The 22,476-nt window shown below is 50.7% G+C and carries 21 protein-coding genes and 1 tRNA gene; 12 read left to right on the forward strand and 10 right to left on the reverse strand.

The annotated features are described in order from the left end of the window. The first annotated feature begins 97 nt into the window (after positions 1-97). A complete protein-coding gene (locus F4Z13_05240; protein ID MXZ48641.1) occupies positions 98-943 on the forward strand; it encodes a thioredoxin domain-containing protein in 846 nt (281 codons plus the stop codon). Positions 944-1,038: 95 nt separating this feature from the next. Here F4Z13_05240 and F4Z13_05245 read toward each other — a convergent pair whose 3' ends face one another. The 4 genes from F4Z13_05245 to mnmG all read right to left on the reverse strand — a co-directional run bounded on the left by F4Z13_05245 (position 1,039) and on the right by mnmG (position 4,752). After that, on the reverse strand, positions 1,039-1,605 hold the full coding sequence (locus tag F4Z13_05245) for a hypothetical protein (protein ID MXZ48642.1): 567 nt from the start codon (positions 1,603-1,605) through the stop codon (positions 1,039-1,041). Between the two features lie 5 nt (positions 1,606-1,610). Continuing rightward, positions 1,611-2,081: an RNA polymerase sigma factor gene (locus tag F4Z13_05250; GenBank protein MXZ48643.1), complete on the reverse strand. Its 471-nt coding sequence runs from the start codon at positions 2,079-2,081 to the stop codon at positions 1,611-1,613. Positions 2,082-2,142: 61 nt separating this feature from the next. Continuing rightward, positions 2,143-2,526, reverse strand: a complete 384-nt coding sequence (locus F4Z13_05255; GenBank protein ID MXZ48644.1) for a hypothetical protein — start codon at positions 2,524-2,526, stop codon at positions 2,143-2,145. A gap of 309 nt (positions 2,527-2,835) precedes the next feature. Beyond that, entirely contained in the window at positions 2,836-4,752 is a 1,917-nt protein-coding gene (mnmG, locus tag F4Z13_05260) for a tRNA uridine-5-carboxymethylaminomethyl(34) synthesis enzyme MnmG (protein MXZ48645.1), read from the reverse strand. A 220-nt stretch (positions 4,753-4,972) separates the two neighbouring features. Between mnmG and htpX the strand changes: the two genes are divergently transcribed. Genes htpX through F4Z13_05280 form a run of 4 tightly spaced genes read left to right on the forward strand, consistent with a single transcriptional unit; the run spans position 4,973 to position 10,250 of the window. Further along, complete coding sequence (gene htpX / locus F4Z13_05265; protein ID MXZ48646.1) at positions 4,973-5,836, forward strand: zinc metalloprotease HtpX; 864 nt, start codon at positions 4,973-4,975, stop codon at positions 5,834-5,836. Then, the gene (locus tag F4Z13_05270) at positions 5,805-6,584 is read left to right on the forward strand and encodes a gamma-glutamyl-gamma-aminobutyrate hydrolase family protein (GenBank protein MXZ48647.1); all 780 of its coding nucleotides are present in this window, start codon (positions 5,805-5,807) and stop codon (positions 6,582-6,584) included. The genes htpX and F4Z13_05270 overlap by 32 nt, the downstream gene beginning before the upstream one ends. A gap of 36 nt (positions 6,585-6,620) precedes the next feature. Next, positions 6,621-9,443: an excinuclease ABC subunit UvrA gene (gene uvrA, locus F4Z13_05275; protein ID MXZ48648.1), complete on the forward strand. Its 2,823-nt coding sequence runs from the start codon at positions 6,621-6,623 to the stop codon at positions 9,441-9,443. A 3-nt stretch (positions 9,444-9,446) separates the two neighbouring features. Next, on the forward strand, positions 9,447-10,250 hold the full coding sequence (locus F4Z13_05280) for an undecaprenyl-diphosphate phosphatase (protein MXZ48649.1): 804 nt from the start codon (positions 9,447-9,449) through the stop codon (positions 10,248-10,250). 142 nt (positions 10,251-10,392) lie between these two features. On the opposite strand, the gene F4Z13_05285 is transcribed toward F4Z13_05280, so the two are convergent. Genes F4Z13_05285 through F4Z13_05295 form a run of 3 tightly spaced genes read right to left on the reverse strand, consistent with a single transcriptional unit; the run spans position 10,393 to position 14,614 of the window. Continuing rightward, complete coding sequence (locus tag F4Z13_05285; GenBank protein ID MXZ48650.1) at positions 10,393-11,373, reverse strand: 3'(2'),5'-bisphosphate nucleotidase; 981 nt, start codon at positions 11,371-11,373, stop codon at positions 10,393-10,395. 43 nt (positions 11,374-11,416) lie between these two features. Beyond that, positions 11,417-13,810 (reverse strand): glycoside hydrolase family 65 protein, encoded by a 2,394-nt coding sequence (locus tag F4Z13_05290; protein ID MXZ48651.1) that lies wholly within the window; start codon positions 13,808-13,810, stop codon positions 11,417-11,419. An 18-nt stretch (positions 13,811-13,828) separates the two neighbouring features. Then, complete coding sequence (locus F4Z13_05295; GenBank protein ID MXZ48652.1) at positions 13,829-14,614, reverse strand: HAD-IA family hydrolase; 786 nt, start codon at positions 14,612-14,614, stop codon at positions 13,829-13,831. Positions 14,615-14,785: 171 nt separating this feature from the next. On the opposite strand from F4Z13_05295, the gene F4Z13_05300 reads away from it, so the two are divergent. Further along, positions 14,786-14,861: transfer RNA gene (locus F4Z13_05300), tRNA-Glu, on the forward strand. Positions 14,862-15,027: 166 nt separating this feature from the next. Beyond that, complete coding sequence (locus F4Z13_05305) at positions 15,028-15,798, forward strand: SDR family oxidoreductase (protein ID MXZ48653.1); 771 nt, start codon at positions 15,028-15,030, stop codon at positions 15,796-15,798. Positions 15,799-15,824: 26 nt separating this feature from the next. Here the strand turns inward: F4Z13_05305 and F4Z13_05310 are convergent, their stop codons facing one another. Further along, positions 15,825-16,121, reverse strand: coding sequence for a hypothetical protein (locus tag F4Z13_05310; GenBank protein MXZ48654.1), 297 nt, complete (start codon positions 16,119-16,121; stop codon positions 15,825-15,827). A gap of 11 nt (positions 16,122-16,132) precedes the next feature. Beyond that, positions 16,133-17,074, reverse strand: coding sequence for a 4-hydroxy-3-methylbut-2-enyl diphosphate reductase (gene ispH, locus F4Z13_05315; protein MXZ48655.1), 942 nt, complete (start codon positions 17,072-17,074; stop codon positions 16,133-16,135). A gap of 109 nt (positions 17,075-17,183) precedes the next feature. Between ispH and pyrF the strand changes: the two genes are divergently transcribed. Continuing rightward, a complete protein-coding gene (gene pyrF, locus F4Z13_05320) occupies positions 17,184-17,999 on the forward strand; it encodes an orotidine-5'-phosphate decarboxylase (protein ID MXZ48656.1) in 816 nt (271 codons plus the stop codon). 17 nt (positions 18,000-18,016) lie between these two features. On the opposite strand, the gene F4Z13_05325 is transcribed toward pyrF, so the two are convergent. Beyond that, positions 18,017-18,841 (reverse strand): MBL fold metallo-hydrolase, encoded by an 825-nt coding sequence (locus tag F4Z13_05325; protein ID MXZ48657.1) that lies wholly within the window; start codon positions 18,839-18,841, stop codon positions 18,017-18,019. Here F4Z13_05325 and F4Z13_05330 point away from each other — a divergent pair. From F4Z13_05330 to F4Z13_05345, 4 genes are all read left to right on the forward strand, one after another. Next, a complete protein-coding gene (locus F4Z13_05330; GenBank protein MXZ48658.1) occupies positions 18,831-19,613 on the forward strand; it encodes an SAM-dependent chlorinase/fluorinase in 783 nt (260 codons plus the stop codon). The genes F4Z13_05325 and F4Z13_05330 overlap by 11 nt on opposite strands. 9 nt (positions 19,614-19,622) lie before the next feature. Continuing rightward, positions 19,623-20,579: an RluA family pseudouridine synthase gene (locus F4Z13_05335; GenBank protein ID MXZ48659.1), complete on the forward strand. Its 957-nt coding sequence runs from the start codon at positions 19,623-19,625 to the stop codon at positions 20,577-20,579. Further along, positions 20,576-21,253, forward strand: a complete 678-nt coding sequence (gene pgeF / locus F4Z13_05340; protein ID MXZ48660.1) for a peptidoglycan editing factor PgeF — start codon at positions 20,576-20,578, stop codon at positions 21,251-21,253. The genes F4Z13_05335 and pgeF overlap by 4 nt, the downstream gene beginning before the upstream one ends. 293 nt (positions 21,254-21,546) lie before the next feature. Continuing rightward, positions 21,547-22,446 (forward strand): Rieske 2Fe-2S domain-containing protein, encoded by a 900-nt coding sequence (locus F4Z13_05345; protein MXZ48661.1) that lies wholly within the window; start codon positions 21,547-21,549, stop codon positions 22,444-22,446. The last annotated feature ends 30 nt before the right edge of the window (positions 22,447-22,476 follow it).

Raw genomic sequence — 22,476 nt, forward strand, 5'->3', positions numbered from 1 at the left:
ACTCCATACCGAGGAGCTTGAGCAAAGACTAGAAGGTCTGCGGGAGAAGCTTTTTGCCAGCAGGGAAAAAAGAGTTCATCCCTACAAGGACGACAAGGTGCTCACGGACTGGAACGGAATAGCGATAGCGGCGTTTTCAAAGGCGGCAGCGGCTTTCGGAGAGAAAAGATATTCTGACGCCGCACGGGGCTCAATAGAATTCATAATGCGGAACCTTTTCCGCGAGGGAAGGCTTCTTCACCGCTACCGCGAGGGTGAAGCGGGCATAATGGCAAGTGTTGATGATTACGCTTTTTTCGTATGGGGACTTCTTGAATACTACGAAAGCGTTTTCGATGAAAAATATCTCGCTTTGGCTATTTCTCTCTGCCGGGATCAGTTTGAACATTTCTGGGATGAGGAGTTCGCGGGTTTTTTCTTCACGGCCGATGACAGCGAAGCTCTGATAATCAGGCAGAAGGAAATTTATGACGGAGCGCTTCCGTCCGGAAACTCGGTTTCGATACTTAACATCCTGAAAATTGCGAGACTTACCGCCGACCCCGAACTTGAAGAGAAGGCAGCCCGGATGGCCGCGGCTTTCTCCTCTCAGATCTCAAGACACCCGGCTTCTTTTTCAATGCACATGAATTCTCTTGATTTCATGCTGGGACCTTCTTTCGAGATAGTGATAGCCGGGGACAGAAATTCCCCCGAGACCCGCCGGTTTCTCGATGCTCTCTCGGGCGAGTACTTGCCGAACAAGGTCGTGATATTAAAAGACGAAGAAAACGAAGAGGAAATTTCAAGAATTGCCCCTTACACGCAGGGCCATAGCCCCATCAACGGAAAAACTGCGGCGTACATATGCTCAAATTACGAGTGCCGTCTTCCGACGGATGATCCGGCGCGGATGCTTGAGCTTATACGAGAAGGGAAAAGTATTGATAAAGTGCCTGGGTAGGGATGTTTACACGGGTGATTTCCTCTCCCTAATACTTCAATTAGACAACTTGATGCGGACCGACTAAGACTATTTTGCCCAACTCCCAGTTCCGATTATCGGCCGTGGGCAAGGCCGTAGAGCAACAGCTGGTCAGTCCACAATTCTACTTGCACACCGTTCGTTTCATAGACCCCTAGTTCAACATCTTTTATGCTATTGGTAATCGGCAAAACATATAAGGTGTGGATAACCTGGCTTTTGCGATGGTTCAATTTCAATTGAGCTGCCTGAGACCCCTGGATGGTGCAGTACTTGCCGCCTATGAGAAGGAAATCTCGAACCAGATTGTCACGGCGGGGCTGGAGGGGAAAGTCCAGTTCGCTGAGTGCGTTCTGCACAACGCCGTACTGGTCTGATTTCACCACCAGTGCGCCGTGTTGACGGTGATTGTCTCCGATTTCGGTGACCACCTGATGGGTAAGGCTGCTGTCCGTACTAATGTGCACCCACAACCCAATTCCGATTGTCAGCAATATTGCCGCGGCAATTGGGATAAGATAAGAGACACTGTGGCGCGTTCTTCCCACCTCATGGACGGAGGCTTGGATTGCCGTGATCCTGTGCGAATCAAGGCGCTTGCTTCGATAGTAGTTCTTGAGTTCTTGTTCCAAGTTCTTCATGATGCTTAGTCGACCGCATTTAGGGCAGTCAATTTTTTCCTACTTCTATATATGAGACTCAGGACAGTTCCCCGAGGCCTCCCGGTCAGCGTGGCAATTTCATTAGCCGAGTAACCCTCCACAATATGTAGAAACAGGGCTTCGCGCTCGATATCCCGCAGCTTGGAAAGCATTTGATCTATGGCGACTTTGGTGTCTTCCCCAGTGGCGGCTGCGGAAGCCGAGAGACTCTCGTGTTCGCTGGTGAGTGCGATAAACCGGATGCGTTTCCGTCTGCGATACTGATCGATGTACAGATTTCGGATAGTTGTGAAAAAAAGAGCCTTCGTTTTCACCTCGCTATACCGCTGATGCAACTTGAGCCACGCCGTCTGCACCAAGTCCTCAGCATCGTGATGGTGATGAGTGAGTGCGTAGGCATACCGGAATCCACTCTGTAACAGTTCTTCTTCATTGAGTGATGGCGGTGCTGGCATGGCTTCATGCTGGCAGGGCTGTCCCCGACCGCTTGCAAGTTCTTATATTTCTGTGGCCAGTCTAGCTTTCCAAATGATACTTCCGTTTGACGCTCCCGACTTTGTGTACGATACCCTGTAAGGCCTGGAACTTGCCGTCTTTTTCAATCACCAGAAAATCAAGGTCGAAATAGACGCCGTTGCGGTCGTGGAAATCCGCGCAACTGACGTAGTAGTCGGCCTTTTTCACGATTCCATCATGCAGCTTTGTGAGCTTGAGCTTGAGGAGATCGCCCGTGATTGCGTCATACAGGACATAATGTCCGTTCACCGTGTTATGGTCAATATGCTCCTGCATCGCTATCTGGATCCCGCGCCGTCTCTCTCCTTTTATGCTCGGATCATCGGCGGCAAAGGCGGTCAAAGTGAAAGCCAGAAAAACCAGCATTCCCATTATGCTCTTCATATTGGATATCTCCTTTAAAGTGTCTACTTACTTAATAAAGACGAACGGGATGCTGTTATGATTGCATCGAGCCGCCAACGGCAACTATTTTTTTTGTCGAGACTGTTGCATTTGTGAAAACTGTTCCTATAATCTATGTAAAATTTTTTTCAGGGGGGACCAAATGGCTAATAGAAGGAATGATAAAAAAGTGAGAGATCTTGTCGAGATGATGCAGGACCCCGAAGGTTCCGGTTACATCGGAAGCGACTGCGACACCATGGAACTTTACGAGCAGGAGCTTGAGGAGATGGAGGGGGCCGACGGCTTTTACGACGGGGAACTTGATTTCAACTGAGCTTCCTGCTCAAGCCCCCGCGTTTTCCTGATATGAACAAGCAGTACTGATATAGCGGCGGGGGTTATACCTGAAACCCGGCTTGCCTGTCCTACCGATTCGGGTTTTACTCTTGAGAGTTTCTGAACAATTTCGTTTGAAAGTCCCGGGATGTTTTTGTACTCGAAGGTTTCCGGGATTTTCATGTTCTCGAATTTCTGCAATTTCCCGACTTCTTCTTTCTGTCTTTTTATGTAACCCTCGTATTTTACTTCCATCTCTATCTGCGCCCCGAGTTTCGGGGAGATGTCCGGATTCGCTGAGGAGTCTATAAAACCCAGCATTTCATACGTGAAACCGGGTCTTCTGAGTATCTCTTTTAGGCTTTGGGGCTTCTTGATTCTCTGTGAACCGAGATTCTCAAGAATCCTGTTTGTTTTCTCGTTTGGAACCACCTTCTCGCTCTCAAGCCTTGCGAGTTCATTTTCGAGTGCGGTTTTCCTGACGCGGAATTCCTCGATCCGCTCGTCGCTGAGAAGTCCTATTGTGTGTCCAAGCTCCCCGAGCCTTAAGTCAGCGTTGTCCTCCCTCAGTATAAGCCTGTACTCTGCCCTTGAGGTAAACATCCTGTAGGGTTCATCGACTCCTTTTGTGACCAGATCATCAATCAGAATTCCTATATAGGCCTCCGAGCGTCCGAGCACGAAAGGATCCTTCCCCTTTACCCGAAGCGCCGCGTTTATTCCCGCTATTAGTCCTTGGCTTGCCGCCTCCTCGTAGCCCGTGGTTCCGTTTACCTGTCCTGCGAAAAATATGTTTTCGAGAAGTTTTGATTCAAGAGTAGCACCAAGCTGCGTGGGGTCGAGAAAGTCGTATTCGACCGCGTATCCCGGCCTCATTATTTCCACGTTGCGAAGTCCTTCCATGGTTCTTGAGAACTCGTGCTGAACTTCAATGGGAAGGCTGGTTGAAATTCCGTTGGGATAGATTTCGTAAGTATTTCTTCCCTCAGGTTCGAGAAATATCTGGTGGCGGTTCCGATCGGGAAACTTAACTACCTTATCTTCTATCGATGGGCAGTACCTTGGTCCTATTCCCTTTATGAGGCCGGAGTAAAGAGGGGACTTATCGATGTTTTCGTTTATAACCCGGTGGGTTTCTTCGTTAGTGTAAGTGATGTAGCATGGCATCTGCTCAGTTGTGATTTCTCCCGGGGAAAAAGAAAAAGGCACAGGATCCTGATCCCCGTCCTGCCTCTCAAGCTTGTCCCACTCGATGGTCCTTCCGTCAAAACGCGGAGGAGTTCCGGTTTTGAGCCTGCCTGTCGTGAAACCCAAATCTGCAAAAGAATTCGATATGGCTCCTGCGGCGGCTTCCCCCGCACGGCCGGACGAAATCCGCGTAAGACCTATGTGTATGAGTCCACCGGGAAAAGTTCCAGGGGTGACCACGACGGTATCTGAAAAAAACTTCTCCCCAAGGGCGGTTTTAACCCCTGCGACTTTTTTACCGTCAACCAGAAATTCCTCGACCATGGCCTGCTTTATCTCTATGTTGGCTTCGCTCTCAAGAGCCTTTTTCATGTAGGTTCTGTAGCTTTGGCGGTCGGCCTGTATTCTGGTTGCCTGCACCGCCGCTCCCTTTCGGGTGTTGAGTCTTCTGAACTGTATGGCCGCGGTGTCTGCGGCTTTTCCCATCTCGCCGCCAAGCGCGTCTATCTCTTTTACCAGGTGACCTTTTCCGACGCCACCTATGGAAGGGTTACACGACATGAGTCCGATTGTGTCTATATTTGCCGTGAGAACCAGGGTCGTACAGCCTATTCTGGCGGCGGCGAGTGCTGCCTCGCACCCGGCGTGGCCGGCTCCGATCACTATCACTTCGTATTTTTTTGAATTTAAAAGAGACATTTTTCTAAATCACTCAAGTGATTTCCAACGCCAATTATAACCGCCAGAACTTGCCGGTTAAACGGAAGAAGATATCAAGACTTTGCCAGAAGACGTACAATCTGTGCTCGGTTCAAACTTCCCGTTGAATTTACCGCGGACGGTATTATTATACTTTTTGTAAGAAGAAGCTATTGTTTTTCTTTTGGCTTGGAAAATATTTCGGAGGCATTTTTAGAAAATGAATACTCTTAAAAGTCTTTTTCTGCTTGCTTTTCTCTCGGCCATTCTGGTTTGGGTAGGGGGCATGATAGGGGGCAAAGGTGGTGCTTTGGTAGCACTTGTTCTTGCGGGAGTTATGAATTTCGTGAGCTACTGGTGGAGCGACAAGATCGTTCTCAAGATGTACAAAGCAAGCGAGGTCGGAAGGGACAACGCGCCTGACCTTTACTCCGATGTCGAGGAACTTGCCCAGATAGCGGGACTTCCAATGCCCCGGGTCTATATAATTCCCGAACAGGCTCCAAACGCCTTTGCCACGGGTCGGGATCCCCACCACTCGGCCGTAGCGGTCACTCAGGGAATCATGCGTCTTTTGAACAGAAACGAACTTAAGGGCGTAATTGCTCATGAGCTTGCCCATATAAGAAACAGAGACATCCTGATCGGTTCCGTGGCGGCGACAATCGCCGGCGCTATCAGCTACCTTGCCTACATGGCGCAGTTTGCGGCTATTTTTGGAGGGGGAGGCAGTGACAGAAGAGGCGGAGGAATGCTGGGACTTCTGGCTATGGCCATTATCGCTCCGATGGCGGCAATGATCGTGAGAATGGCTATATCAAGAACCAGGGAGTTCGGAGCGGACAAGACCGGAGCCGAGATATGCGGAAATCCGCTCTATCTTGCCGACGCACTCAGGAAACTTCAGGCTGGAGCCTCGAGAATTCCCCTTCAGGTAAGCGAGCAGGCGGCCGAGAGCACGGCGCACATGATGATTGTGAGCCCGATGATCGGGGGAGGTTTCGCAAAGCTTTTCAGCACCCATCCTCCAACCGAAGAGAGAGTCGCAAGGCTTGAAGCCATGGTCGGCGGCACTTCCCTTTAACCGGAAGGAAAAACTCTTTGAAAAGGAGCACATGAAGGCACGACCGCTTATCGGCATAACGACTGATCTTGAAGACAAATCGAACCTTATAGAATCCGCCTACTCGAAGACGGTTGAGTTCTACGGCGGCGCCCCGGTCCTGATTCCCACGGTTGCCGAAGCTTCAAGCTCGGATTTTCTGCTCAATATAATCTCCGCAATCAACGGGCTTTTGATACCGGGTTCAAGGGACATGGACCCAAAATTCTACGGCGAATCCCCACATCCTGCCATAAATCCCATGAGTCCCGAGAGAACGGAAACGGAATTCGCCGTCCTTCGCCTTGCTCTCGAAAAAGACGTGCCGGTTTTGGGGATATGCGGAGGCATGCAGTTTATAAATGTTTTCCACGGGGGCTCGATACACCAGGACATAAGAGCGCTTTTGCCCGACGCGCTTTGTCACGAAGGGGGCGAGGTTCACGATGTCACAGTTCTTCCGGACACGGTCTTCGGCGGTTTCACGGAAGAAAAGGAATTCGAGATAAAAAGCTACCACCACCAAGCAATAAACAGGGTTGGAGATGGTCTTAGGGTAAACGCCTTGGCCCCGGACGGAATAGTGGAGGGGTTTGAGTCGGCCGACGGTCGCGTCATGGGTTTTCAGTGGCATCCCGAACTTGAGCGGACCCCCCTCTCCGAACTGATTTTCACCCGGTTCCTCTCCGAAGCCGCACAGACGGCGGACGGTTCCCCCTGTATCGGGTAATTTTATCTGCGTATTTTTCCCAGGGGAGCTTTCAGGTTGAAGTTCATTAGCATAATCGGTGCGCGGGAGCACAATCTTAAGAACATAGACGTCAAAATACCGAGGCGCAGCTTCACTGTTGTCACGGGGGTGAGTGGTTCGGGGAAATCTTCCCTGGTTTTCGACATACTTTTTGCCGAGGCCCAGAGAAGATTCATGGAGTCACTTTCCTCCTATGCCAGGCAGTTTGTCGAGAAACTTGACAAGCCGGATGTCGATTTCGTCGAGGGCCTTTCTCCGTCCGTTTCGGTAGATCAGAAGACCTTTCACAGAAACCCCCGCTCGACCGTCGGGACCATAACGGAAATATACGACTACATGCGCGTACTTTTTTCCGTGATCGGAGAGCCACACTGCTATGAGTGCGGTGACGGTATATCTTCACAGACCCCTTCTAGCATGATTGAGAGAATCCAAGAGGAAGCGGGCAGAAAACCCGTGTCCGTATATTCCCCGGTAGTTCAGGGAAGAAAAGGAATATACAGAAAAGAGCTTGAAGACATGAGGAGGGAAGGTTTTGTCAGGGTTAGAATCGACGGAGAGACCTATGATCTTGAAGACAACATAGAGCTTTCCCGCAACAAAAAACACACTATTGAACTTCTGGTGGACAATATAGTCTTGCGTGGGGAGAGTTCGGAAAAAAGGCTCTCAGACGCAGTGTCCCTTGCCCTTAAAAGATCAGGCGCGCTCTTGAAATGCGAGATTGAAGATGGGAAGACTCTCACTTTCAGTGAACATTTTTCCTGTCCCCGCTGCGGGATAAACTACCCGGAGATATCCCCCAGGCTTTTTTCCTTTAACAGTCCCTACGGCGCATGCGTGAACTGCCAGGGGCTTGGATTCGAAACGTTTTTCGATCCCGAACTCATAGTGGAGGATCCTGGGAAGTCCCTTAGCGAAGGAGCGATCAAGCCGTTTGAGGATTCAAAATACGTTGCCCGGATACTCGAGGGACTCTCCGAGCACTACGGGTTTTCGCTCGATGTCCCGTTTTCCCGGCTCTCCGCTCTGCACAGACAAAAGATACTCTACGGTTCGGGGATGGAGAAAATAAGCTTCAGGAAGGCAAGGAAGGGAAGGCGAAAGGAATACACCGCGACTTTCCCCGGAATCGTCGGCATGCTCACGGAATGGTACTCGCAGACCAGTTCGGAAGAGCTTCGGGAAAAACTCTCGAAATACATGAGAACGGTTCCGTGCAGAGAGTGCGACGGATCCAGGCTCAACAAGATTGCCCTTTCCGTGCTTTTCAGGGGAAAGAACATATCGGATCTTGCCGGCATGGCGGTTTGCGATCTCGCCCCATACTTCGGGTCGCTTGAACTTTCCGTGAGGGAGAGAAAAATCGCCGGGGAGGTAATAAAGGAGATATCCTCCCGGCTCGGTTTTCTCGGGGACATAGGACTTGGCTACGTGAGTCTTGACCGCACGGCTCCGACCCTCTCAGGCGGAGAGGCTCAGAGGGTGAGGCTCGCAACCCAGGTGGGATCGAAACTTACGGGAATAACGTACGTGCTTGACGAGCCCTCCATAGGACTTCACCCGAAGGATAACAAAAAGCTCGTTGAGACGTTAAAGAGCATAAGGGACATGGGCAACACCGTAATCGTTGTCGAGCATGACGAAGAAACCATAAAAAGCGCTGATTTCGTGGTTGACGTCGGTCCGGGAGCGGGAGAACTCGGAGGCGAGGTTGTCTGCTCTGGAAGCGTCGGGAGAATCTCCCGGTGCACCGGTTCGGTTACCGGAAGATACCTCTCAGGCAAAAAGAGGATCCCGGTGCCCGGTTCGAGACGCTCCTCCAGGACCCAGGTCGGGGTTCGAGGGGCTTTAGGGAACAATCTCAGGGAAATTGACGTTGATTTTCCTCTCGGAACATTCATATGCGTCACAGGAGTTTCCGGCTCGGGGAAAAGCACTCTCGTGGTTGACACCCTCTATAACGGCCTGTCAAGAAAACTTAACCGGAGCAAAAATCGCGTGGCTCCACACGGAGAGATCATCGGCACCGAAAATCTGGACAAGGTCATCAAGGTCGATCAGAGCCCGATAGGCAGAACCCCGAGATCGAACCCCGCAACCTACACCGGTGTGCTCACCGAGATAAGAAAAATCTTCTCAATGCTTCCCGAATCGAAGGTGATGGGATACGGGCCGAGCAGGTTCAGCTTTAATCTCTCCCAGGGAAGCTGCCCGGGGTGCAGGGGAAGCGGAACCGTCAGGATCGAGATGCACTTTCTTCCCGATGTTTATGTCACGTGCGAGGTATGCGGAGGAAAGAGGTACAACGACGAGACCCTGGCGATCAGGTACAAGGGAAAGAACATGTCGGACGTTCTTGAGATGAACATAAAAGAGGCGGCGGATTTTTTTGAGAACATACCGAAGATTTCAGGGAAGCTCAGGTTGCTGAACGAAGTCGGGCTCGGTTATGTAAGGCTCGGGCAGCGGGTAACCACTCTTTCCGGAGGAGAGGCGCAGCGCATAAAGCTCGCTAGGGAACTTGGAAAAAAAGCATCTGGAAAAACCCTCTACATACTTGACGAACCGTCGGTAGGGCTTCATTTTGACGATATACAGAAACTCGTCTCTGTAATACAAAGGCTCGTGGATTTAGGAAACACCGTAGTTGTCATAGAGCATAATCTTGACATCATAAAGTGTGCGGACCATGTGATTGATCTTGGTCCCGGGGGAGGAGAAGACGGAGGAGAGCTTGTGGCCTGTGGCACTCCAGAGGAGATATGCGGGGTAAGCGGTTCGCACACGGCTTTTTATCTTAGCGATGTTTTACAAAACGGGGTTGCGGGGAGTTAGAGATTGGAGATAGCGCAGTCGATAGTCCTTGGGCTGATACAGGGGATAACCGAGTTTTTCCCCGTAAGTAGCACAGCCCACCTATTTCTGGTTCCGTGGCTTTTTTCTTGGCATGATCAGGGTCTGCCTTTCACAGTGGCGCTTCACATAGGGAGCCTCTTTGCTATCCTTTACTGCTTCAGGGGAGAACTTGCGCTTATCATACGGGATTTTCTCTGTGGCTTGAGATCTTTTTCATTTGAGGGGCGCCAACATGGAAAAACCGGAGTCTACCTTGTGATCGCTACCCTGCCTGCTGTTGCGGCCGGGTTTTTGTTCGAGGGTTATGCCTCAGGCGTGCTTCGCGACCCTGTTCTGGTTGCCACCTTTCTTCTTGGTTTCGGGGTACTTCTTTACATCTCCGACAGAAAAACGACCACGAGCAAGACTCTTTCTGACATGAATCTTGCCGACGCACTTTTTTTCGGCGTGGCTCAAGCTTTTGCGATTCTGCCGGGAGCTTCAAGGGCAGGCGTTACGATTACCGGAGGGCTTTTCAGAAACTACAAAAGAGCAGAAGCCGCGCGGTTTTCATTTCTTCTGGCCATACCTGTCATAGTTGCTGCCGGGGTTTTTGAGATAAGGCATCTTGGATATGCGGATATGTTCCAGTGGTCTTTCGCTCTCGGAGTTGCGACTTCTTTTATCTCGGCGCTTTTCGCTATCCGGTTTCTGCTCGGTTACGTGAGGACAAGATCATTTACCCTTTTTGTTGTCTACAGGGTGGTTCTTTCCGTCGTGATAATTGCGGTGTACTCATGGGCATAGGGATGGCTAGGATTCGCAGGACACCCGACAATCCTTCTTTTTAATTCGGACCACTTGATAATTTTTGTGTTATCAAGAGTTTTTGACTCTGGTCTTACTTCGGGAACGGAATAGGGAACGACTTTTATTCCTTCCGGCCATGTTATCGAGAAACGGTTTTTCTAACCGCCTGCAGGACCGCTTCATGGATGGCACCATTTGTCGCTAAGACTCCTTTATTCTCGAGGAGTTTTTTACCAACGGAGAAATCAAGCGGTTTGCCCGCGGAGTCGGTAACGGTTCCTCCGGCTTCTCTGACGATTATGTATCCTGCGGCGTGATCCCATATGTTCTCCTTGTAGTCTTTTCGCAGAGGGGGGCGAAGGTAAATGGAAGTATCTCCCCTTGCCAAGACAGCGTATTTACACTGGCTGTCCATCCTTACGGGTTTTGCGCTTATATCGAGAAACCGGGCGATTTTCCCCGAAAATTCATAGGACGAATCCGGGGCTTCAACCGATTCGCACATGACGGAGTCCGAGGCTTTTTCTACACTCGATACCGAAATGCGAGTCCGCGGACTTCCCCAAAGCCCGAACTGGTAGGAACCTTGTTCCTTCTCGGCGAAAAATACAACTCCCTTTTTTCCGCCTGTGCCGTTGCTCCTGTCCCGTCCCAGTTCTGGACACCCCAAGATTCCGAGAACTACCTCTCCGTCCTCAATAAGCGCAAGTGCGATTGCGTACTGGCGTTTTGCAAGAAGACCTCTTGTTCCGTCGATTGGGTCAAGGGTCCAGAATCTACCGTGATTCCCACCCCCGTGATTTCCCCTGTCGATTGCACGGAATATTTCGTCTGGACTTTTTTTGGGCAGAAGTTTCTCAAGATGTCTTCTGAGTTTTTCTCCGCAACTGCCCTCGAGACAAAACGAGGTTTCCTCGGCGACTATGGGAATTTCAGGAAAAGCGGCTGTGAGTTTTTCGTTTATTAACGCCTGCACAAAAAAATCCGCAAGAGTTACTGGAGAACCATCCGTTTTGTAAAGCGCTTCGCGGAACTCAGGTTTCCCGCTCATTCTTGCGCAGACCTTTGCCGCTTTTGTTACTGCTTCCAGCCCTACCTTTTTCTCAAATTCAAAGCCCATTTGTATCGGATTCCGCGTTTTGGGACAAAACCGTGGCGGTTTTTCAGGTATCTGCTACGAATGTTGGGCTCTCCGGTGAAATTTCAAAATCGACTCCCGCATGGGAAAGAGCTATTCCGTTTCCGTTTTTAAGCGTGTATCTGGCTTCCGAGTGGTTCAGGTCCACCTCTATCAGATTGCCCAAGATGGAGACGGAAAAGCTGAGCCTGAGCATTTCCTGGGGAAGATTGGGGATGAATTCGGGTTTTTGCCCGCTGTTGGCGAGCCCGGCGAATCCGAACACAAACATCATCCACGTTCCTCCCATGGAGGCTATGTGACAGCCGTCAACAGTGTTTCGCCCCATGTCTCCCAGATCCATGAAAACTGCGTTTTCCGCGTATTCCATCGCCTTGTCCATATGTCCGACCTTGGCGGCAACTATTCCCTGTATGCAGGCCGAAAGTGAAGAGTCTCCCGTTGTAAGAGGGTCGTAGTAATCAAAGTTCCGTCTTTTTTCTTCCTGCGAGAATTCCTTTTCAAGAAGAAACATCGCAAGTACAAGATCCGACTGCTTGACTACCTTGTGGCGGTAAATGACCAGCGGGTGGTAGTGGAGCAGTATTGGGTACTTGTCTTCCGGGACGTTTTCAAAATCCCATTTTTCCTTTTCGAGAAAATAGTTGTCCTGAGGGTGTATTCCGAGTTTTTCGTCATATGGTATGTATATGTGCTCGGCGGCATTTTTCCAGTCCTCTATTTCCGAGATTTGGAGGTTGGTTTTGTGGGCGAGGCTTTTAAAAAGTTCGGGTTCGGTTTCCTCGAGTTTTTCAACCGTGGCTGCGGCGAGTCTTAGGTTCTCGCGGGCCATGAGATTAGTATAGGTGTTATTATTTACCACGGTGTTGTACTCGTCCGGGCCGGTAACGCCGTGTATTTCGAATTTTTTTTCTCCCGAGTTCGAGTAGAATCCAATATCGCTCCAGAGCCTCGCCGTTTCAATCAGGATCTCCGCCCCGTACTTGGGGACAAAATCATGATCTCCCGTGACGTTAACGTATTTTTTGAGCGCGTAGACTATGTCGGCATTTATATGGTATTGTGCGGTTCCCGCAGCGTAGTAAGCTGAAGCCTCCTCCCCGTTTATGGTTCTCCAGGGAAACATCGCTCCTCTCTGGTTAAGCCTTCTTGCGTATTCCCTAGACTTGTCAAGCATGCTGTAGCGAAACTTGAGAAGGTTCTCGGCGATAGTGGGCGAAGTATAGATAAGAAAAGGCATTAAGTATATTTCCATGTCCCAGAAGTAATGGCCGTCGTAGCCCGCTCCGGTAAGACCCTTGGACGGCACGCCGGCTCCTTCAACCCTTGCCGACGACTGGTACATTTGGAAAAGGCTGAATCTTATCGCCTGCTGGAAGGACACAGTCATCTCATCGCTGTCCATCTCCACGCACACGTCGCTTCTTTCCCAGAATTTGTCGAGATACTTGCGCTGTCCTTCAAGCAGATTCGAAAACCCGAACTTCTTGGCTCTTTTAAGGCTCCGTCTAGCTCTTTCTCGAAGTTCTTCGTTTGTGTGCGGCGCAGTTCTCGTGGTGTGATAGGTCATGTACTTTGTAAGACTTATCGGTTCTCCCTTTCGGGCGTCAACCATGAAAACCATTTTTCCGCGGTCGCCTGCCGCTTTGCTCGTATGGGAGTAATCACAGTTTGTCTCGAGCGTGTGTTCGATTCCCGAGGTGATCGTCATCTTGCTGTTTCGGGTCGAGTGGCAGAGAATCACGCTCGTGTCCCGCACATCGTTTAAGCGGGGTTCGAGGATCCGATGTTCAAGTCTGCTGGCCCTTCGCGGGTCTCCTCCATTGGCTCGGTCCAGCTGTTCCTCATTCCCTTCGGCGTAGTTTTCGTGATCAATTATTTCCGAAGATATGATTACTGGGGCCTTGTCGTTGAGAACCGTTACTTCATAAGATATGGCGGCCAAGTGGCGATGTTCCATGGAGACTAGCCTTTTCGACCTTATAGATATCTGTTTTCCCGAGAACATTTCCCATATGAGGTTTCTTTCTACCACGCCGTTTCTCATGTCGAGGAATCGCTCGAAGTGAAGGAGGGTTGCGGTTGGCAGGTAAAAGGGTTCATCGTCTACATAGAGCTTGATTATCTTTGAGTCCGGAACGTTCACTATGGTCTGCCCCATTTTGGTGAACCCGAAGGCTTCCTCTCCGTATATGATGGGCCATGTTTCGTGGAAGCCGTTTACTATGGTGAAGTTCTGGTAGCTCGGGTTTCCCTCTTCAAAGGCGCCCCGCATTCCTATGTAGCCGTTTGAGGTGCAGAAGATAGTTTCCCCAAGGCCGATTAGTTCGGGATAAAACTGCTTCTCTGTTATTCTCCACGGATCTGGAGGATATATGTGCTGTGCAGTGTATATGCCCTTTCTCTCTCTTTTTATCATTCCGGTTTTCCTCGCCTGCTACGCACCAAGCCCGAACTCTCCCAGATCGCTTACGACCATGTCCGCTCCGTTTGAAAAAAGTTCCTCTTCGTTTTGCTTCCTGGCTACTCCGATTACCAGTCCGAAAGCCCCACTCGCTCCCGCCGTCACTCCTGCCGCCGCATCCTCGATAACGATACTTCTTGCGGGCTTGGTTCCAAGAGCCGAGGCGGCTTCAATAAAGGTATCAGGTTGCGGTTTTCCCCGAAGACCTTTTTCTGCTGCCGTTACCCCGTCCACCGTTACCTCGAAAAGGTTTTCTACTCCGGTGGCCTTCATCACAGCCCGGCAGTTCCTGCTTGAAGATACAACTGCCAAGCGAAACCCGGCTTCCTTAAGATAGCGGGCTAGCGCGACGGATGTCTGGTAGATTCCGGGAGGGTCTTTTTCAAGGGTTTCCGTGAACAGCTGGTTTTTCCTGTTTCCGAGCCCGAAAACTGATTGCTCACCCGGAGGGGAGTTTGTATTGCCCTCGGGAAGTTCTATTGCGCGCGCGAGCAGAAAGCCGCGCACGCCCTCATAGCGGGGTTTGCCGTCGACATACTCAAGGTAGTCGTCAGTTTCGTTGAAGGGAACGAAGTCCTCCCCCTTCTTACTTGCCCAGGCACGAAGGAACTCGTCAAATGTCTTTTTCCAGCAGGCCGAGTGAATTTTTTCAGTTGTGGTAATTATTCCGTCAAGATCGAAAAGAACCGCATCGTAGGTGTTTTTTGAGAAAACACTTTCTCCGTTTAGAAGTTCTGTCTTAAGAGCATGTGCTTTCATATCCGTCTTCCGAAAAGGAGTTTCACCCACGGCATTTTCGCTGCGGATTAATTATACAGCATATTCTCTGCGAAAAACCATACAAAACCCAGCCAGGTCATTTGGTGCTTCTACGGGGCATTTTTGAATTTGAACTCTTTTTATGATAGCTTCATAGCTTCTTGTGAGTTTGGCCCCATCGTCTAGGGGTTTAGGACGCAGCCCTCTCAAGGCTGAAACACGGGTTCGAATCCCGTTGGGGCTACCAATCCCACTTTCTTTAGACGGAGTCTTCCGTACTCTCCGTGTCTTGTATCAGCGACGGTGAAAAAAGCCATCTGGGAATTGACGCAGCTACCCATGATGTTTTAAACTAACCTTGAAGTTGCTGGCGCTTGCCGCTTGCATAAATAACCACACCAAGGAGGGGTAAAATGAAACTTGAGGGTAAATCCGCGATAATCACCGGTGGCAGTCTGGGAATAGGACAGGTCACGGCGCTTCTTTTTGCAAATGAGGGCGCGAATGTTCTTATAACCGGCAGAACTGAAAGCACTCTTGCGGAGGCTGCGGAGCTGGCCAAGGATTCTCCAGGCAGCATAGAGTATCTCGTAAGCGACGTGTCGAAGGAAGAGGACTGCAAGGAAGCTGTGGAGCACGCCATAAAGCTTTTCGGCAAAATCGACATACTGTTTAATAACGCAGGGGTGCTTCCTCTCTCAAATACTCACGAGACATCTATTGAGGACTGGGACCAGGTATTTGCCATTAACGTAAGGGGCACCTTCATGATGTCCAAGTTCTCGATTCCACACATGATCGAGCAGGGTGGAGGCACAATAATCAACAATTCCTCCATACTGGGAATTAAAGCCATACCGGGTACCGCTGCATATAATTCCACCAAAGGAGCGGTGTCGCAGCTCACAAGAAGCATGGCTCTTGAGTACGGGGCAAACGGTATCAGAGTAAACGCCATAAATCCCGGCACTACCCTGACTCCGATGGTACAGGCTTTTCTTGACAATTCACCCCCAGAGCTTGATGCATATCTGAAGGGACTTCAGCCTATAACCGGGCACTTGGGCCGTTTCGCGACTCCCGAGGAAATGGCGCACGCGGTGCTTTTCCTCTGCGACAGCGAAAACGTAGCGTATATGACGGGAGCGGAGCTTTCCGTTGACGGCGGGTGGATAGCTAACTAGGGAAACTGTTTCTGTTCCAGAAACCGTTAATCTATATCTGTATCTGTAAGGGTTATATCCGCAAGGGGTCCGTACGCAGCGGAGAGGGTTTTTCTTATAAAGGCTTCGGGATCGTTCGTTTCGGCTTCCACTAGGATTTCTCCGCGGTCCTCAAGAGAGCCTCGAAAATCTCCGCCGGGCAGGTTTTCGGTTCCCTCGCATGTTGAACTGTTCAGGATAAAGAGGATCTCCGGCTTATCACCGTTTCTCACCTCGCAGTCTATTGACACTATCCCCTCCGGGACCTCTATGTCGGCTACGTACCTTGAGGTTTGTTCCTGCATTTTCGGTAGACTCAGCTTGTTGAGAACTCAAGCGAATGTGGAAAGGGGAATTTCGTGGATTCCTCCTTCAAGCTGAATTCTTCAAAGGTGGTGGCTCCCAAATCCTGTAGCTTTGCCAGCAGCTCTTCAATTATTATCTCGGGAGTTGACGCGCCGGAACTTATACCCACGGTCATGTTCTGCTCAAGCGTTTCCACACCGCCGAGCCCTTCTGTATCTTCAATCAGGTAGGCTTCTCTTACGCCGCATGATTTTGCGACTTCGACCAGCCTGTTTGAGTTCGAGCTCTCGGGTGATCCCACGATGAAAATGATGTCTGAGATTTCAGCGAGTTCTTTTACGGCATCCTGGCGGTTCTGGGTGGCGTAGCAAATATCGAGTTTGGAAGGCTTTGCGATTTTCGGAAAGCGCCTTTCAAGTGCCGCCACTATTTCCTTCGTGTCGTCGACGCTTAGGGTAGTCTGCGTCACGTAGGCTACTTTTTGTGGATCCGGGACATTAACTGAGAGGGTCTCGCTTACCGATTCTACAACCACGACGCTGTCTGGCGCCTCGCCTTTCGTTCCTATGACTTCTACGTGATCCCTGTGGCCTACGAGTATTATCGTGTATCCCATTTCGGAGTAGTGTCTCACTTCGTTGTGGACCTTGGTTACGAGCGGACAGACGGCGTCCACTATCTGGAAGCCTCGTCTTTTGGCTTCGTCGATAACTGCGGGGCTTACGCCGTGGGCACTGAAGATGACCCGGGCCTCAGGATCGGTTATTTCGTCGAGTTCCTCGACGAAAACGGCACCTTTTTGCCTTAGAGAATCCACTACCCTTTTATTGTGAACTATAGCGTGGCGGACATAGATAGGTGGACCGTACATCTCAAGGGCTCTTTCGACTATTTCGATTGCCCTTTCGACTCCTGCGCAGAATCCTCTGGGTTTAGCGACTACGACTCGCATGTCACCGTAGATGATAACGCCGTGACAACGCAGGTCAAGCAAAACAGCTTTCCGGCTGACATGGGGGAAATCGGGTTGTAGCCACAAGCACGGCGGGCGTTTGCCGGGTATGCTTTATCCCGGTTATTCTCGCCGGAGCGATATAACGGCGCTGCACACAACACAAAGGGATTTTCAAGTCATGGGACCGGAGAACAATGGAGAGAGAGTGCCGCAGAGCTGCGATAGGCTCATAATAGCGCTTGACTTTGACTCAAGCGAGGAAGCTCTTGCCCTTGTGGAGCTTCTCGGCGAAAGGATCGGTATCTACAAGGTCGGCTACCAGCTTTTTATGCGCGAGGGGATGAGCTTTGTAAAGGAGCTCGTGGGACTTGGAAAGAGAGTTTTTCTTGATCTCAAGATGGGAGACATAGACCGCACGATCGCGGCCGCGCTTCGGGCGGTGCCCGAGGGTGTAGAGTTCGTTACCATAAACGGCGGAAAGGCGACGGTGGCTGCTGCGAAGGAAGGCCGTGGCGAAAGAGACCGGCCTCTTATTCTTTCCCTCACTTTTCTCTCAAGTCTCGATCAGGACGACCTGAGAGCGCTTATGATGAACGAGAATCTGGAGCTTGACGAGTACGTACGGGTCTTTACGCGAAGGTCGATCGAAGCCGGCTGTGACGGAGTTGTGGCTTCGGGGGAGTCGATACGGGAAATAAGGCGGGAATTTGGAAACAGCCTTGTGATAGTCGCTCCCGGAATACGCCCCGAGGGGAAAAACCGAAACGATCACAAAAGGGCGCTCACTCCAAAGATGGCTATTGATTACGGAGCTGATTATCTGGTCGTCGGACGCCCGGTTACCGAGGCGGAAAACAGCCTTGAGATTGCGGAGAATCTTATAGAGGAAGTAAACTGCGCCGTTGCCGGAAAGAGGGATTAGATAAAATGTTGATTTCCTTATGCAACGATTTCCATAAAGTCTTCGGCGACTATTATCTCCGTTTCTCTGTTTCCCGAAAGTGCTTCTATTTCTTTCCGAAGATCTCTTCCGTCCATTGAAGGGTAAAGATGCGAGAGGGCAATTTTTTTGGGATTGCTTTCCCGAAGAATCTCCGCTATGTCTGAAGGGGTCATGTGAACGGCCATCTTCTCTGAATCCGGAAGCGCGCATTCCGTAACGAATATGTCCGCCCCCGAAGCCACCTTGCGAAGTCCGGGGAAATAACCCGTGTCTCCCGTGTAGACGATTTTCTTTCCGCCGCAGCGTACAACATAGCCAATGCTGTTTTCAGTGTGAACGGTTTTGAATGTCTTTATCTCAAGGTCGCCGATTTTCTGTTTCTTTTTTCTTATCTCATGGATTTCCACGAGCTCTGGCCTTACCCACTCCCTGTAGGGAGTTCGCAGCTTTTCGAGAAATTCCGAGAACCCATCCGGCCCCCATATTCCAAGCGTTTTTTCTCTTTTTTTCCCGTAAGGATGCCTAGTAGCGAAAAGAAGAGGGATCAGGTCGGAGGTGTGATCGGGGTGAAAATGCGTTATGAAAACATTGTCGATCCCAAGGTAGTCGACCCCTATTTTCTCAAGCTTCCATACCACGCCGTTTCCACAGTCAAAGAGGGCAGAACCGGTATCGGTGCCGAGAAGATATCCGGAAGAACCCCTTTTCTCATGGGGCACGCAGGTGCCTGAACCCAAAACGGTAAGTTTTACCATCTGACTTGATATAATCCCGTCTCCATTCCATAATCTTACTCGCGGAGCGGTCTGGATGAAAAGCATTATAACACTGACAACCGATTTCGGGTCAAAGGATCATTACGTGGGGGCGATGAAAGGGGTTATGCTCTCCGTAAATGAAAATGTCCACCCGGTCGACATAACCCACTGCATTGAGTCTCATGATGTCCGAGCTGCGTCTTTTGTTGTAGGTAACTCATACCGCTATTTCCCGAAAAATACCGTGCATCTGGTCGTGGTAGACCCGGGAGTCGGAAGCAGACGAAGGCCTATAGCGCTTTTCGCCGACGGTCATTTTTTTGTGGGACCTGATAACGGCGTTTTCAGCTCGGTTATTCATTGTTGCGAAGATTTCAGCGCCCGCGAAATAAAAAACCGCGACTATTTCCTGAAAGAGATAAGCTCGACTTTTCACGGGAGGGATATATTTTCCCCTGTCGCTGCGCATCTTTCACTTGGCGTTTCGTTCTCGGAGATCGGGCCGCAAATCCATGACCCCGAAATCCTTCCCTGCGACGGATACTCGGTAAACGGGGCTGAGATCCGCGGAACCGTCGTTTACACTGACAAGTTCGGGAATCTTATAACCAGCATACCGACGGAGGCTGTCAGTGACGGGGCTCGGGCCGTGGTAACAGTTGGAGAGAAGCAGGTCACGGGAATCTCGGAATCGTACTCTTCCGTGGAACCCGGTGAAATCGTTGTTGTCGGGGGAAGCGGGGGATATATAGAAATATCGGTTAACCAGGGGCGCGCGTGCGATGTTTTCGGCGAAGCCCCGCCGGAAGTCATTATTGTTGAGGAGAGCAGCTGAGAGAAATTCATGGAACCCGCGGAAGAAAAAACCGTAACGGAAATCCCTCGGGAATTTGCCGGGCAAAGAGCCGACGTGTTTCTCTCGGGCTTCCTTAGGGAGCTTAGCCGCTCGAGCATAAAAAAGCACATAGAGCTCGGAAACATACTTATTGACCGCAAAACGTTTAAGCCTTCCAGGATAATAAATGGCGGGGAGAGCCTGAGCGTTAACATTCCTCCTCCTGAGCCCTGCGGCATCAAGGGAGAGGAGATCGATGTCGAGATTGTTTACGAGGACCGTGACGTAATCGTCGTTAACAAACCCGCCGGTATGGTGGTTCACCCGGGGGCGGGAGTGACGAGCGGCACGCTTGTGAACGCTCTTGTTTATATGTGCGAGGACCTTTCGGGAATAGGAGGTGAGATGCGCCCGGGGATAGTGCATCGCCTCGACAAGGAAACCTCCGGGGTCATGGTTGTTGCTAAAAACGATCGGGCGCACAAAAGTCTTTCCGAGCAGTTCAAGACCAGGGAGACGGAAAAGGAATACGTGGCTATTGTTTCCGGGGAAATGAAAAAAAATTCAGGGTTTTTTGTCTCCCCAATAGGAAGAAGTCCCTCGAACAGGATAAAAATGACCTCTTTTTCCAGAGTTGGGAGAGATGCCGAGACCCGCTGGGAGGTAATCGAAAGGCTGGACGGGGCAACTCTTGTGAGTATCTGGCCGAAGACCGGGAGAACTCACCAGATAAGGGTTCATTTTTCTGAAAACGGGTTTCCGGTGTTTGCCGATAAAGTTTACGGAGGCAAAAAAAACCGCCCGAAAAATTCAAGGATCCTGGGAGCGTTGATAAAGAGGCACGCTCTTCACGCAAAAAGCCTCGGCTTTACCCATCCTGCGACCGGAAAGCGGATTGAGTTTTCGGCGGAAATCCCCGAGGATATGGTTTCAGTGATCGATTTTCTAAGGAGGCAGAGCGGATGAGGGTTTTTCGTTCGGCCCTGCTTGAGAAGTGTAGCGGCGTTATCCACGGTTTCGTTCATGATCCCGGAGGGCCGGATATTCTCAGAATCGCTTCCGCTTACGGGCTTGAGGATATCATTACCGTGAACCAGGTTCATGGCAGCACTGTCTTTTTCGTCGACAATGCCGCGGGAGAGAAATCTGTTGAAGCCGATTCGATCGTTACGCGGCAAAAAGGCGCGGGTGTCGGGGTCATCACGGCCGACTGCGTTCCCGTTCTTGTCTGCTTTCCCGATTCCGGTTGCGTCTGCGCCGTCCACGCGGGATGGCGCGGAACCTCTCTGCGGGCGGTAAGGGAATGTATTGGGGCCGTTTGCGAACAATACTCTTTGAAACCGCAGGACGCCGTGGCCGTAATAGGTCCGGCCATATGGGGATGCTGCTACGAAGTTCGGGACGACGTGGCGTCACGTTTCGTTTCAAGGTTCAGCGGAGAAGGGGACTGGCTTTTGGAAAAAGGCGACGGGAAGTTTCTTCTTGATCTTGTGGAGATTAACAGAATAGAACTTTGTGACGCGGGGGTTCAGCAAGTCGAGATAATGAATCTGTGCACTTGCTGTCAGGGCCTTCCCTCATACAGAAGAGACGGTTCCGGCACGGACAAAATGATCAGTTTTTTAGGGATATCTTCTTAGGTTGTTTTTTCCTTTCCGGTGCAGTTCAGCAGGTTTTTTTCTCTTTTTCAACACAGCGGCGCTGCTTGACACCGGAACGGAAACGGCGCTTCGGCGGACCCTCAGTTTTTCGTCTCCCGATACAGAGTTTCCGCGCGAAGTTTCAATCCCGCTCCTGCCATCGCCAGACCCGCACCGCAAACAATACAGGAGGTACAGTCGTTACATCACAAACGCCTCATTATTTGCAAAAACTTATCAAGAATGGTTTTCTTAATAACGTGCTTTCAAGTTTGAAACGCAACAGGTGGATTATGCCGGAGCAGGCGTCGAGTTATAGAGGCAGTCACCATAGAGAACGCACCTATCCGCCGCCTTTTCCTGACGGTTGGTACAGGATAGCGGCCTCCGGGGAAATCAAGCCCGGAGAGATAAGGCATGTTCAGTGCTTGGGGGAGCAAATCGCTGTTTTTCGCAGTCAGGAATCTGGCCGGATTGCGGCCCTGGACGCATTCTGCCCACACATGGGTGCAAACCTGGCTTATGGAGAAGTCAAGGGTGACCGGCTGGAATGTCCTTTCCACGGCTGGCAGCTGGATGGAGACGGAAGAATTTGCCAGCCCCGTCTCTCCGAAGACCAGCCTTTCGTTCAAAGGCGCTGGGAAGCGATCGACTACTACGGCATGATTCTGATTTATCACTCCTCACAGGGCAAGCCTGCACCTTATCATCTGCCGCAACAGCAAGCAATCGATGAGGGACAGCTGGTTTATCGAGGCAAGTACGACGCGGGCGAAGTAGAAATGCACATTATCGAGTTTGTCGAGAACAGCGTCGACTTCAGTCATTTTTATCACATACATGGAACCATGCGCTTGCCCTGGACCAGAGTAAGACTGCCCTGGATAAGAATTCGGCACGACCCCAGCTGGTTCCTTGATGACACGCTTGAGCACATCGCCTATTTCAGAAACGAGGCAACGCTTGAGATAAGAGGGCGGGTTTACGAGAGTACGGGAGCCCTGGCACTGATCACTTTTCTCGGTCCCGGTAGTGTTGTAAAGTTCGAATTTGATATTCCGAGAATCGGTAAAATAATGATGTTCCAGACGCATACTCCCGTTGAAGCGATGAAGCAACAGGTGAACTTCCGCTGGTTCGCCTCCCGAGGTGTCCCGGGAATACTTGCTTCCAGTACCCTTCTGAAAGCTTAAATCAAGCGAAAAAATTTAAAATCGAGTTTG

This window comes from Candidatus Dadabacteria bacterium (assembly GCA_009837205.1).
GTDB lineage: Bacteria > Desulfobacterota_D > UBA1144 > Nemesobacterales > Nemesobacteraceae > Nemesobacter.

Excerpts from the sequence above, each read along its gene's own strand:
- F4Z13_05245 (MXZ48642.1), bottom strand. The coding sequence starts at position 1,605 with ATGAAGAACTTGGAACAAGAACTCAAGAACTACTATCGAAGCAAGCGC.
- F4Z13_05250 (MXZ48643.1), bottom strand. The coding sequence starts at position 2,081 with ATGCCAGCACCGCCATCACTCAATGAAGAAGAACTGTTACAGAGTGGA.
- F4Z13_05255 (MXZ48644.1), bottom strand. The coding sequence starts at position 2,526 with ATGAAGAGCATAATGGGAATGCTGGTTTTTCTGGCTTTCACTTTGACC.
- mnmG (MXZ48645.1), bottom strand. The coding sequence starts at position 4,752 with ATGTCTCTTTTAAATTCAAAAAAATACGAAGTGATAGTGATCGGAGCC.
- htpX (MXZ48646.1), top strand. The coding sequence starts at position 4,973 with ATGAATACTCTTAAAAGTCTTTTTCTGCTTGCTTTTCTCTCGGCCATT.
- F4Z13_05285 (MXZ48650.1), bottom strand. The coding sequence starts at position 11,373 with ATGGGCTTTGAATTTGAGAAAAAGGTAGGGCTGGAAGCAGTAACAAAA.
- F4Z13_05290 (MXZ48651.1), bottom strand. The coding sequence starts at position 13,810 with ATGATAAAAAGAGAGAGAAAGGGCATATACACTGCACAGCACATATAT.
- F4Z13_05295 (MXZ48652.1), bottom strand. The coding sequence starts at position 14,614 with ATGAAAGCACATGCTCTTAAGACAGAACTTCTAAACGGAGAAAGTGTT.
- F4Z13_05305 (MXZ48653.1), top strand. The coding sequence starts at position 15,028 with ATGAAACTTGAGGGTAAATCCGCGATAATCACCGGTGGCAGTCTGGGA.
- F4Z13_05310 (MXZ48654.1), bottom strand. The coding sequence starts at position 16,121 with ATGCAGGAACAAACCTCAAGGTACGTAGCCGACATAGAGGTCCCGGAG.
- ispH (MXZ48655.1), bottom strand. The coding sequence starts at position 17,074 with ATGCGAGTCGTAGTCGCTAAACCCAGAGGATTCTGCGCAGGAGTCGAA.
- pyrF (MXZ48656.1), top strand. The coding sequence starts at position 17,184 with ATGCTTTATCCCGGTTATTCTCGCCGGAGCGATATAACGGCGCTGCAC.
- F4Z13_05330 (MXZ48658.1), top strand. The coding sequence starts at position 18,831 with ATGAAAAGCATTATAACACTGACAACCGATTTCGGGTCAAAGGATCAT.
- F4Z13_05325 (MXZ48657.1), bottom strand. The coding sequence starts at position 18,841 with ATGCTTTTCATCCAGACCGCTCCGCGAGTAAGATTATGGAATGGAGAC.
- F4Z13_05335 (MXZ48659.1), top strand. The coding sequence starts at position 19,623 with ATGGAACCCGCGGAAGAAAAAACCGTAACGGAAATCCCTCGGGAATTT.
- pgeF (MXZ48660.1), top strand. The coding sequence starts at position 20,576 with ATGAGGGTTTTTCGTTCGGCCCTGCTTGAGAAGTGTAGCGGCGTTATC.
- F4Z13_05345 (MXZ48661.1), top strand. The coding sequence starts at position 21,547 with ATGCCGGAGCAGGCGTCGAGTTATAGAGGCAGTCACCATAGAGAACGC.